Here is a 12258-nt window from a genome sequence, read left to right as displayed (position 1 = left end):
CTGTATCATCATTTTTAAAAATTTGCCGGAATAATATCTTTAAGTGAGGTTATACCTAACAACAAACAATTCCCCAATAACAATTCAATTTAACACCATGAAACAGTTAATAAAAAGAAATGCCACAGGGAAAAAGAATCCTTATCCCTTCCTTCTACTGGTAGGTGTGATTCTCTTTATCATATTTATTATTTTCTATTTCATTTTAAGGAACTGGGCATATTAATAACAACTTTAATCGATATTTATCAAATTAAAATGCTTGTTGGTTTACGTCCGGAAAAAGAGATAAAGACGAAGAAATTAACGCTGTAAATTTCTGTATAATATTAGTCCTATAGGTATTGGCAACCAGAAAGTAAAAAATCTGTAGAGTAATGTAATTATAAGCGCTGCATGAACCTGCACCCCGAATAAAGTGTAAAAGTAGGTAAGTGAACTTTCGTAGGCAATAAGAGAACCTGGAGATATGGGAAGTGAACCAATTACCTGTGCCAGCAGTAACCCGGGTATAATACTGCTAAAGCCCAGACTAATATTGCTGTAATAGTGATAATGTCGCATAACAGAATGACCATTTGCAATAAAACTACCTGAAAAATGGCTATTCGGTTCGAAATAAGGCGTGAATAAGAGAATGGTTGTTTTTTCCACCCGCCATGTTAAATCTTTAATTACGCAATCTTCTCTTCCCCCATACCCAATTTTTTAAGCCTGTGGATATGTGAACGAAGCGCTGCAAAAAAAGATGGTTTTAAATTGTAAAATAAATTGAATTCATGGGCCGTCCACTCCACGATTGGCGCTATCTTTCTGTAATGTACATGACTGATATTTGGAAAAAGATGATGTTCGATTTGAAAATTCAATCCCCCAATATACCAATTCAGAAAAAGATTGTTCCTTGCAAAATCCGCTGTTGTCCGTAGTTCATGAACAGCCCAATCATGATGAATAATCCCATTCTCATCGGCGATGAACTGCTGGGCACCTTCAACCACATGCGCCATTTGAAAAACAGTACTAAGTATGGCTCCCGCAGTCCAGTGCATTATAAAAAATCCAAGAAGTACCTGCCACCAGGTATATCCGGTAAATAGGATAGGAACACCAATAAAAATAAACAGGTAAAGGACTTTTACTATAACCATCTTAATATACTCTCTCACCGGATTAATGTGGAATTTTTCGGTTATTCCTTCTTTGTTGTACCTGGAAAGCTGCGTAAAATCATTAAACAATTTCGCGATAGTCATAAGTCCATAAAAGAAAAATGCATGAATGTACTGATAACGATGAATTCTCTTTAATGGGGAATATTGAGAAAGTCTGATAGGACCTTTTTTCGCGATATCTTCATCGTACCCTTCAATATTAGTATATGCATGATGCATCATATTATGCTGCACTTTCCAGTTAAACACATTGCTACCCAGCAAATACATGGTACCTCCCATTATTTTATTAATCCATTCCTTCTCAGAGAATGAACCATGTACCGCATCATGCATTACACACATACCTATCCCTGCCATTCCTACCCCCATGGTGATCACCAGCAATAATGAGATCCAAATATTTATTGAAACGGTCAGCAATAGCACATATGGAGCGATATATAAAAACAACATGGCGATAGTCTGTGTCACCAATGTAAAATTTCCTTTGGTGGAAATACCTTTTTCTTTAAAATAACTGTTTACATTACTTCTAACAGTCGAAGAAAACTGTTTTTCCCATGCGTCGCTACTTATATACTTTATCGTTTTCATATCACGGGATTTCTAAGATGAGGGAGTTTACAATTGCTTTCAAGATAACTAATGTACAAATCCCTTCCGATCACAATGGTCAGGTAAAATACTGACCAAAATCACATTACATGAATGATGACAATCAATTATACTTTTCCGGGTTTCATCAAAAGAAAAATATATCCCAAAATCTTTAAATAGGAAGTATGCCCTTTGCCCCAAAGTAAAGGCTCACAAATGGGCGATAAATATGGGGAACCTGAATAAGGACATTGCCTTGCTGGCAAAGCTGGATCTGAATGCAGAAGATATACCGGAACGGCCAAATCCACCGGTTATCAGTATTGGAGAAGGAACCTTCATTATGTAATCTTCAAAAAGCGGCATCGTTTCCATTACAAGCTCCTGGAAGTTGGGATAATGCGCACGCAATAATAACTGAATAGCAGAAGAAGACGGCATAGACCTATTACTATTTACATGCAAAAGAATCGTAGGTTTCTTACATAATTCCGGGAACAGATAACAGAACATTTTAATGGCAAATACAGATGACGCAGTACCATCATAAGCCAGTACTATATTTTCAGGCTCGTTTTTATATTCGGGCACCACTATTACAGGGCATTCCGTATCATGAAGGGCATCACGCAAATTTTCTGCAGGTATGTTCAATGCCAGTTGTCCTAAAAACTCCTGCGACCCAATCAAGAGAAGATCAGCAAATCTACTCTCCTTCTTAAATATAGGATAGGCATCCAAAGATAAGTCTTTGTGTACCCTGTACTCGATATGATGATGTATACAATAATTTGTGAAGCGCTCAATATTCTGGTCCACTACTTCTTCGTCTGCCCGTATATGAACAGGAATATCCAGCGCACCAAAACCATACATTTCAGACATACCTGTAAAATCAATTCCGGGAAGAAAGCTCCCTACCAACAAGATGGGCTGGTTGTCATTTATATGCTGAGACAGCTCCATCACACCATTAGAATATTGTCCACCATCAAAAATCGCCAATACCTTTTTCATGATTAAAATAGTTTAGGTATAAAATTAACAACCCGTCATTTCCGGAAAGTCAGCAAGCAAATTTGTAGTTTCGGGAGGAGCAGTAAAAAGGGTAACAGCCGGAAAACAATAGACATTATCTGATAGTAACCGTTTCATAATACGCTACTTCAAGGTCATTGATAACAGCTGAAACTCCAGGTGTAGACCAGACTACATGTTCCACCTGTTCCAGCTCCCGCCAGGAGCGCACTGTTCCATTGAGGATGATCGTATTATCCAGGGTTAAAACCTGGATATTATGAGCGTCAATATTTGCCATCCGGTGCAATGCGTTCAAAATATTGTTCTTTACCAGGAAAGAAGATGGGATTGGTTTTACAACAATCAAATTAGCAATGCCTTTCACCCCCTGCAGGTCTTTAACAACATCTTTTGCAGCATTCCGCTGATATTGCCATTCCACTTCCCCTTCCAAAGTGATATATCCATTTTCTACTTCGATGCGGATGTGATCTTTTGGAACCAGGCTATTCCATGCCAATGCATCTAGAGCAGCCTTTGCAATCTCAGCGTCTGTTTTCCTGCTATTGCTGGGATAAACTACTTCTATAGCCATTGCTACGGCCTTAACATCCTTAATTCTTTTCACCGCACGTTCTGCTGAGTTCTTTTTACTAATACTATCCACTGTACCGCTTAAGGTTACAATTCCATTTTTAACTGACACCCCTATTTCTGCAGCTTCCAGGGATGGTTCCCACAAAAATTCATCCAGGACATTTTGTTGCAATATATAATCACTTCTCACTATCCGTTTTTTTTAGGGTTAAAGAATATCCAACTTTCATATTAAAGTTAAAATATGTGTGGCCCCCAAATATTAAGAAATATCATGCTGAATAATGACATCCATCACCCGAAAAACACCCGGTATGAGCAATGTGTGAAAAAACTATAGGAAGCATCATTTCCATCCACATAAATTGATATTACTTTAGCCATCTAAAACAGGAGATTGTCTGCTTAATTGCATTTATTTCCCTGAAACAAAGAAGGAAATGATATTTAAATTACCTTTCAATCGGATTACAAAAATTATTCAGTATGGTAATCATCGTCACAGGATTGCCCGGATCAGGAAAAAGCTACCTGGCAGTACGTTTGGCTGATGAACTGCAGGCTGTCTATGCCAGTAGCGACCGTATCAGGAAAAAGATGATACCTAACCGCAATTACTCTGCCAAAGAGAAAGAAAGCGTATATGACGAAATGTATAATAGAATGGTGGCAGCCATCCGGGCAAAAAAAGACATAGTGCTGGACGCTACATTTTACAGGGATAGCCTCCGGCAAAAGTTCATCCTGGAAGCCGGTCCGGGCAGCCAGATCCGCATTATCGAAGTAACTGCAGCAGAATCACTTATAAAAGAGAGACTGGGGCAAAAAAGAGCCGACAGTGAGGCCGACTTTCATGTGTATCAACAATTAAAAGCGCAATATGAACCCATACATGACCCTCACCTGACCCTCGTTTCGACAAACAATAATATAAGTGAACTGCTCGGTACAGCATTAAAATATATAAGATCAAACCATGACCAGGGAGCAGATCAATAAATTACTAGCTGATATAAGTATGCATGCACAAGAGCAGCCAAAACTGATAGAAACCCATATTTCATGGGTGATCGTAGCAGCTACTAATGTCTATAAAATCAAGAAACCCGTTCACTTTTCCTTCCTTGATTTTTCGACGTGTGAAAAAAGGAAATATTATTGTGAGCAGGAAATCACGCTCAATAATCGACTCACCGAAAATATATATCTTGATGTACAACCCATCCGCGTCAAATCCGGCTGCTATTATTGGGGCGGGGATGAAGGAGAAATAATTGATTATGCTGTAAAAATGATGAAGCTGGATGGAGATCTTCAAATGGATATTTTACTATCTAAAAATAAAGTTACTTCGGAACACATTCACAAACTGGCAGAGAAAATAGCATATTTCCATAAAAATACGACTAAGGTATATGGAATAGATCCCTTTGAATTGCAGGAACAATTTAATGATCTTAAAAATGAAAAGGAATTCTTAAGTGAAAACCTCGGGAAGACCGATTCCCTTATTATTGATAAAGCGATACAATTTTCTGATCTCTTTATCAGGGAAAATGCCTCCTATCTGACTGAAAGAATTAAGAATGGTTATTTCCGGGACTGCCATGGTGACCTCCATACAAGAAACATTTTTTTGTTGCCGGATCCACAGCCTTTTGATTGCATAGAATTTAATGATAGCTTCAGGCAGATAGATATACTAAATGAAATTGCATTTCTATGTATGGACCTGGATGCAGCTGGAAGACAGGATCTCTCTGAGCTGTTTGTCAGTAATTATAACGAATTCTTTCCCGCTGTTAAATCTGCTAAAGAACTAAAACTATTTAGATATTATAAAGGTTACCGTGCAAATGTAAGGGCAAAGGTGAACAGCCTCAGGGCGGGCAGTGCGGAAAATGAAACAACCAAAAATGATTATTTATCACAAACTGTCAGATATCTCAGGTTAATGGATAATTACTTTAAGGGTGATATTATGTAAACAAAACCGGATAATGAACAGCAGACTGGAATATTAAATTCATCTTCCGGCTCAGGGAAGAAGAAAGAATACGCTGCCAAAGCCTACCTGCAAATCATCGTCCATTCGCCTGTTCACAGAAAGCTTGAATAAGAAAGACTGAACATGGATATAGAAAACTTAAGAAATTATTAGAATCTGAAAATATCAACTTAAGCCGAATTTCAATTATAACAATATAACCTCCTTCCAGAACGCCGGAGGAATTTCCGCTTTCGTCATCATCAAATTCTTTGCAACCTGCTCTGGCCGGCTTGTATTCAATGCTATGCTCTTCACTCCGGGAGCAGACAAACCAAAACGGATGCAAGCTGTCGCAGGACTAAGCTCGTACTTTGAACAAACAGCAAAAAAACGTGCACGCCAGGTAAGCAATGCCTGCCCGTACTCATCCTCCTTATCTACGGGTTTATAATTGTAATAATCTCCTCCTGTCAAAAATCCTCCATTAAACACAGCAGAATTAATTACAAATATCCCACGGCTTTGAAGATCATGCATGAAAAGGGCCAGTTCAACAGGATGATCATATATCGTATAACTGTTTGCAAACATCACCCAATCCAATTGCACATCACCTGATAAACGCTTTATAAACCGCCAGTCCTTTGCCCCAACACCTACCGCCCTTACCTGGCCGCTCTTTTTCAAATCATTCAATGCTTTATAGGCTAATAAAATATCGTCATAAAGATTTTCTTCATGTGATTTGTCGATAGCTTTAGCCAAATACTCATCAGGATCATGAACGGAAACAAAATTGGCATTGTAATTTCCCAACAGTTGGTTGCCCTGCTCATAACACTCCATTATACCTTCATAACCTATCCGCTGTATGGCATCATATTGAAGGTTTTTCCATATACCTGGTTCAAAGGTAGGTTCAGCATGTTCCAATGGCACCCTTAACCACCCCAGTTTGTTGCTGATAATGACATCATCTGGCGAAACCGCTAATTCATGAAGTGCCTGACCAAGACATTCAAGTGCAAGCCCGGCACCATATTTCCCGGCAGAATCAAATGCAGGTGGAGCTGCTGAATGTGTGATAAATTCCTTTACAATTGCAGTCTTGGTTGGTTGGGACAATTCCTGGTATAAATTTCCAAGGCCACTGGTACCCATGATGACTTCTGAAAGTTGAAGCATGTACGGTTGATTTTAAATGTCTGATTTACATCCATTCAAATATGAATACATTCAGGCAAATTTCTGTTATACAAAAACGACATTTGTATATACAATTCCGGCCTGTTTAATAAATGTAATTAAAGAAATTTTATGTAGTTTTCCAATTCAAACCAACTTACAAATTGCTGCCGTTATGAGGAACCGATTTACATTCTCATTACTGAATACAGACTATGTACAATTGAATGAGAGTTGGAACTATCTCAATGTAATCAGTCCGTTTTACCGTTTATACCTGATTGATGATGGTGTTGGACATCTTTCAAATCCTGAAAAACAAATTACACTGGAAAAAGGGCACCTCTATCTCATACCGAGCTTTACTATGTTCAACCAGACCTGCCTTTCCAATCTCAGCCAATATTACATTCATTTTATAGAGGAATCGTCGGATGGAAGTTCCCTTTTTGCAGCAAGTAGAAAACTATTACAAACAGAAGCGACTGTTGCTGATATAGATCTATTCAAAAGGCTCATTACCATAAATCCGGGCAGAGATCTCCGGAAATCTGACAACCCTAAAGTCTATGAAAAAAGTAATATACTGAAAGGCTTCCAGGATGCCAATTCCCGGTTGAACTTATCGACTATACTGGAAACGCAGGGATTAATACAAATATTATTATCCAGGTTTCTAAACTGTACGGATTTTGCCAATGAAAACAAAAAACCGATTCCTTCCAGGATCATGGAAGCGATCAATCATATACAAACTAATTTATCCGGAAATATTTCTGTAGAAGAGCTGGCAGCCCGGGCCAACCTAAGCACAGATCACTTTTCCAGATCTTTTTATCAGCATACCGGCCAGCGTCCGCTTCAGTTTATTCAGCAAAAACGTATAGAACGTGCCCAGTTCTTAATGCTAACATCCAATTTTTCATTTGCGGAAATCGCTGAACAAACAGGATTTGAAACCTTAAGCTATTTTGCCCGGGTGTTTAAATGCACAACGGGGCAAACACCCGGGGTTTACAGGGATAGCCATGCTTATAACATATAATAAAAAATCCTGCCAGCTTTCGAAAAGCTTAGCAGGATGTACTTCCACTTAAACGTATCAGTTTATTTTCAGCGGCAGGGCATAAGACAGTAACCCAGATCGTGCTGGCAATTCTACTTCCAATCCGTTCGAACTGCGGCTGAATTTTAAAGGTGAACTATTTCCGGGTAATGATACTCTGCTGATGGTACCGGGGTAATGGGCACTGCCTGTAGCAAGCGCTTTAATCATTACCCTGCCATTTTCCGGCCATTCCATCACCGTTGCATACAGGGTATCACCCTTAGATACAAACCTGATATCCTTATCCGTATAGGGTCGCCCCTTCCCTTCATTAAAACCCTGCGCACTTAACGGTGCCACATTTTCTAATGCCGGTCCTTCGCCAAATACTTTCCAGGGTCTGGTGCCATAAATACTTTCACCATTTGCAGACATCCACTCTCCAATTTCCTCCACGATCTTCCGTTCCTCTTCATCGATGGTACCATTTCCCCTTACCGGAATATTCAATAACAGGTTCCCGTTTTTACTGACTATGTCAACCAACATCTGGATAACCATTTTGGAGCTTTTATAGCCCTTCCTTTCGAAGATCTCCTTGTCATAATGCCAATCCCCTATACAAGTGTCTGTTTGCCACGGTAAAGGTTCTATATTGTTACTTTGCCCCCGTTCAATATCCCACACCATACATTTGCGCTGCTGTTCATCCAGGATTTTCCCGTTTATAACCACTTCGAGTGACTTCCGCGTTTTCAGACTCCGGTTGTAAAAATGAGCTGCTATACGTAATCCAGCATCGCTCGCCGGCCATAGCGGCAGTGCTGTATCATCAAAATAAATCAGATCAGGATCATACTTGTCAATAAGATCCACAGTCCGGTTATAAAATTTTTCACAATATGCCGGTGAGGGAGGGCAAACCCCATTCCCCCAGCCCCACTGGCGATGAATCATGCCATTGTCGTAACTATTTTCACTCAAAGGATGATTCTGGGCATAGAGGTCCTGCGGATCCAATCCTTCCCACCAGGTGCCTTTCCCTTCCTTTTTACTGAGCTTCCCGTCATAAGGGATACCGGCATATGCCCCTTGTTTATCTGCCCTTTGTGCAGTTTCCATCCAGCTCCAGGTATGCGCAGCGTGTACGCTTACCCCAAAATGTAATCCCTGGTTTTTTGCTGCTTTTACCCATCCGCCAACCAGGTCCTTTTTAGGTCCAACCTTCAGACTGTTCCAGACCGGCTGATACTTACTGTCGTATAGGTCCAGGTTATCGTGATGGTTGGCGAGTGCAATAAAATATTTAGCTCCGGCCTTTTTATAAAGCGCAACAAGCGCATCGGGATTCCAGCTTTCGGCTTTCCATTCGTTGATTACATCCTTGAAACCAAATTTGGAAGGATGTCCGTATTTTTTCAAATGAATATTATACTGCCTGTGTCCTTCTATGTACATATGACGTGCATACCAATCTCCACTCTCAGCCTGGCATTGCGGTCCCCAATGTGCCCATATACCAAACTTTGCATCGCGAAACCACTCGGGCGTGCGGAACTTTTCCAGCGAGGACCATGTAGGCTGAAAAGGACCTTTTATCATCCCTTCTCTACTTTCAGAAAAAGCCTGTAACCTTCCGGGCAACAGCATAGCAGCGCCTGCTATGCCAATTTGTTTGATTAAATTTCTTCTATTCATTGGCTGATATTATTTAGATCATAAATTTTTTCCATCAACACCCACTTTGTTCCGGGAGTAGTTCCCGGTAATAACTGTTGATACTTATCCATTATTTCTTCCCATTTCCGCACTTTTTCATTTGCATGATCCATTTCTTTTTTACGCTCAAAACTAAAAGTATGATCTACTTCCATAATCATGAATAAGCGATTAAACACCCGATATATCTGCATACTGACGACACCTGCATCCATTATACTATCGGTAATTTCACGCCAGGAATTTGACGGCTTATGCCAGTCCTCATATTCACTCATCATTTGCGGATCGTCTTTCAGATCCAATGCAAGACAATATCTTTTAAATTGTGTCATGATTCTTTGAAATAAAACTAGGTAAATTTTGAGGATTTATATTACTGACATGACTTTCTTTTGCAGTTTCCGGTCTAATGTCAGCTTCACTCCATTTCTTCTCCGCCATCTGCAACCTACCTAAAATTGCCAGGGCCGCCCCTGCTGTCATAAGTCCATTTTCAGTAGGCCGGGGCGCAGATAGCACCGGATACGCCGCTTTCAGCTCAGTCTCCACAAAATTCCATACCTCCTCCTTTGTACCCTTTTCTTTAATAGTTTCCCCTGGCACAGGGCGATTTTCAGAAGTTAAAACTTTACCGATAATTGAATACAAATTTTGTCCGAATTCCACAAAATTCAGGAAGGTAAGGAATAGAAACAAAAAGGCAGGCCATGTAGTGGATGACAATCCACACATCAGTGTTTTTTTCATAACAGAAAATTCATTTAATACAGGTGATAAGAATTCCTGGATTATAAAGGAATATTAAGCTTTAGTACTTCGTAACAATCACTATAAATTCACGCTGTATCAAATTTGAGATTTTCTTTAATAACCAGTATTGTACAAAACTAGTTTTGTTTTATACTTTTCCGACATTCAGTAATAACCAGGATGGTATAACATATAAGGATGGACAATTTTGGAAACTATAGCCTATTTAAAAAATATTGAGGTCAAATATAGGTAATGAGATATGGCTGTTTAAGCCTTCTTAGGTGCAATAAGTATCTATTCGAGGTTTAATAATTTAAATACTTCGCGTGAAATATAGTGGCTATTCTCCTTCAATTCGGCCAATGTGCAGAACTGCGTGGCAAGTGTAACCGTTTTTATGCTGCTTTGCCATATTAAATTTATCTGGAAAGGGGCATCTCCATTAGCATTGACCGGAGCTCCTTTCATACATGCAAAGATTCTTTCTGCATCGTTGGGAATACTCCCTAATTGGTAATGGCAGAATGCGGTATAACCCCTAATGGTTTTTATACTTACCTCTATGATATAGGATGCTTTCATAATTGTCACGAAAATCGTTGGCACCCGCTTTTTAAGCAGGTGCCAACATGGGAAAAACAATTACCGGTTATTGAATTTCTATTAAACGAGGCGTTTTTTTCCTGGCCGATTCCGTTTTAGGAACAACGAGTTTTAGGAGCCCATTTTCATACTTTGCCTCAATGTGATTTTGATCCACCACATCTTTAGGTAGTTCAAAGTTGCGTTGAAACATCTGGTAGCTAAACTCCCTGTGGGTATAAGAATCATTCTCATGGGAATATTGATTTTCCCTGGAAGCTGAAATGGTAAGGGTATTACCCTCCAGCGTAATTTTGAAATCCTTTTTTTCCATACCGGGAGCAGCCACTTCAACTTCAAAACTGTGATCATTTTCCCGAATGTTCACTGCTGGAACTGTCATACTGGTAGAAGAAAAATTACTGTTGCTCCAGTTAAAAAGTTCCCGGCTAAAGAAATCATCAAAGAATGGTAATAAACTTCCATTGGATCTTTTAACGAGTGCCATAAAATCTTCTTTTTAATTGTTAAACAATAATATAAAGAGCTTATATAAAAGACGGCATCAAAGGCCGTACCAGCCAAAAAAATTCATCTTCATTCATTACAATTTGTCATTCAACAGGAAAAAATGACAGCATTCCGTGTCACTTTTTTCTTAGCATATTCAAGCCCACACAAATCACTTGTGGTAAATCGCATGACTCATATTATTTAAAATCGCCCGATAGATTAGTTTAGTTTAATTTGCATCATTTTTTCATGCTTTACATGTTAGGCCCGTCTCCGCCAGTAACTGACCATTCGTCTTAAACCCAATGAATTCTGTATTTGCAAATTGTAAGTACAGCATAATAAAATGGATGCAAATTAAGATCGAAGCCTTCTCATTTGTAGCTATTTCTACTGATAACAACAATTGGTTATATACTATAAATTTTTTGACAATCAAATTGCAATAACAGCCTTGCTGCAACACCGTATATTTCAGTCTTACACCAGCTTTTACATCCATTAATTCAGAATGGAGCTGTGAAGAATGATAAGCAGCCCAGTTGTGCTGGCTATACCTAAACCCGGCATTGTCTTTAGTATCATAGGTTGCATGGCCAATCTGGCCTATACATTTAATGCCTGACTCCATCAGCCAGTTCTTAAGAGGATGGGAATAATCTGCCTGCAGTGTGTATGCTCCTCCATCAGACTGTTATTGTACTGTGTATTAGCCGTCAGTTATTCATGGATATGGTGATATTGACACCCGATGGCAAACAGCTGCTTTTTGTGCCTCTTAAATCCTTTTTCCACACTGGCATTCAATCCATACGCGCCGGAATAAAGGTATCTCCTGTTATAAGTATATGTTGTAGTACAATCCTCAATATTCTTTTATAAGGTGCTCCTATCACTGGTATAATGATCTTTGATACTACAGCTAATCTCCTAACAGGAATTATGGCGTCTACAATATGTAAATAATCATCAATATAAAACTATCTGCACAGATATAATACCATTTACCGGTCAACCCGTTAATAAACCACCCATAATGCAACACGGTTGCATGCTTAATCTTGTACTATATT

General features: G+C 39.2%; 14 protein-coding genes. 3 read left to right on the top strand and 11 right to left on the bottom strand.

Features of this window, described 5'->3' with window-relative positions; genetic code table 11:
* Positions 1-303: 303 nt before the first annotated feature.
* The 4 genes from SIO70_RS33440 to SIO70_RS18995 all read right to left on the bottom strand — a co-directional run bounded on the left by SIO70_RS33440 (position 304) and on the right by SIO70_RS18995 (position 3582).
* Positions 304-564 (bottom strand): lysylphosphatidylglycerol synthase domain-containing protein, encoded by a 261-nt coding sequence (locus SIO70_RS33440; protein WP_414017933.1) that lies wholly within the window; start codon positions 562-564, stop codon positions 304-306.
* 110 nt (positions 565-674) lie between these two features.
* Positions 675-1772: an acyl-CoA desaturase gene (locus tag SIO70_RS19005; protein WP_320573301.1), complete on the bottom strand. Its 1098-nt coding sequence runs from the start codon at positions 1770-1772 to the stop codon at positions 675-677.
* 213 nt (positions 1773-1985) lie between these two features.
* Positions 1986-2792, bottom strand: coding sequence for a hypothetical protein (locus SIO70_RS19000; RefSeq protein WP_320573299.1), 807 nt, complete (start codon positions 2790-2792; stop codon positions 1986-1988).
* A 115-nt stretch (positions 2793-2907) separates the two neighbouring features.
* Positions 2908-3582 (bottom strand): BON domain-containing protein, encoded by a 675-nt coding sequence (locus SIO70_RS18995; protein WP_320573297.1) that lies wholly within the window; start codon positions 3580-3582, stop codon positions 2908-2910.
* A 296-nt stretch (positions 3583-3878) separates the two neighbouring features.
* On the opposite strand from SIO70_RS18995, the gene SIO70_RS18990 reads away from it, so the two are divergent.
* Positions 3879-4391 carry an ATP-binding protein gene (locus SIO70_RS18990; RefSeq protein ID WP_320573295.1) on the top strand — a complete coding sequence of 171 codons (513 nt, stop codon included), beginning with the start codon at positions 3879-3881 and terminating at the stop codon, positions 4389-4391.
* Positions 4369-5379, top strand: a complete 1011-nt coding sequence (locus tag SIO70_RS18985) for a hypothetical protein (RefSeq protein WP_320573294.1) — start codon at positions 4369-4371, stop codon at positions 5377-5379. Before SIO70_RS18990 ends, SIO70_RS18985 begins: the two co-directional genes overlap by 23 nt.
* 207 nt (positions 5380-5586) lie before the next feature.
* Here the strand turns inward: SIO70_RS18985 and SIO70_RS18980 are convergent, their stop codons facing one another.
* Positions 5587-6567, bottom strand: coding sequence for an aldo/keto reductase (locus SIO70_RS18980; protein WP_320573293.1), 981 nt, complete (start codon positions 6565-6567; stop codon positions 5587-5589).
* 175 nt (positions 6568-6742) lie between these two features.
* On the opposite strand from SIO70_RS18980, the gene SIO70_RS18975 reads away from it, so the two are divergent.
* A complete protein-coding gene (locus SIO70_RS18975; protein ID WP_320573292.1) occupies positions 6743-7612 on the top strand; it encodes an AraC family transcriptional regulator in 870 nt (289 codons plus the stop codon).
* Between the two features lie 57 nt (positions 7613-7669).
* Here the strand turns inward: SIO70_RS18975 and SIO70_RS18970 are convergent, their stop codons facing one another.
* The 6 genes from SIO70_RS18970 to SIO70_RS18945 form a co-directional block, all read right to left on the bottom strand.
* Positions 7670-9313, bottom strand: coding sequence for an alpha-L-fucosidase (locus SIO70_RS18970; RefSeq protein WP_320573291.1), 1644 nt, complete (start codon positions 9311-9313; stop codon positions 7670-7672).
* Positions 9310-9669 carry an L-rhamnose mutarotase gene (locus SIO70_RS18965; protein WP_083730012.1) on the bottom strand — a complete coding sequence of 120 codons (360 nt, stop codon included), beginning with the start codon at positions 9667-9669 and terminating at the stop codon, positions 9310-9312. Before SIO70_RS18965 ends, SIO70_RS18970 begins: the two co-directional genes overlap by 4 nt.
* The gene (locus tag SIO70_RS18960; protein WP_320573288.1) at positions 9656-10084 is read right to left on the bottom strand and encodes a hypothetical protein; all 429 of its coding nucleotides are present in this window, start codon (positions 10082-10084) and stop codon (positions 9656-9658) included. Before SIO70_RS18960 ends, SIO70_RS18965 begins: the two co-directional genes overlap by 14 nt.
* 300 nt (positions 10085-10384) lie before the next feature.
* A complete protein-coding gene (locus SIO70_RS18955; RefSeq protein WP_083730010.1) occupies positions 10385-10672 on the bottom strand; it encodes a hypothetical protein in 288 nt (95 codons plus the stop codon).
* Between the two features lie 67 nt (positions 10673-10739).
* Positions 10740-11180 carry an Hsp20/alpha crystallin family protein gene (locus SIO70_RS18950; RefSeq protein WP_320573284.1) on the bottom strand — a complete coding sequence of 147 codons (441 nt, stop codon included), beginning with the start codon at positions 11178-11180 and terminating at the stop codon, positions 10740-10742.
* 252 nt (positions 11181-11432) lie between these two features.
* The gene (locus SIO70_RS18945) at positions 11433-11816 is read right to left on the bottom strand and encodes a hypothetical protein (RefSeq protein WP_320573282.1); all 384 of its coding nucleotides are present in this window, start codon (positions 11814-11816) and stop codon (positions 11433-11435) included.
* Positions 11817-12258: the final 442 nt, after the last annotated feature.

The organism is Chitinophaga sancti (assembly GCF_034087045.1).
Taxonomy (GTDB): Bacteria; Bacteroidota; Bacteroidia; order Chitinophagales; family Chitinophagaceae; genus Chitinophaga; species Chitinophaga sancti_B.
This window is presented reverse-complemented; position numbering and strand designations above follow the sequence as displayed.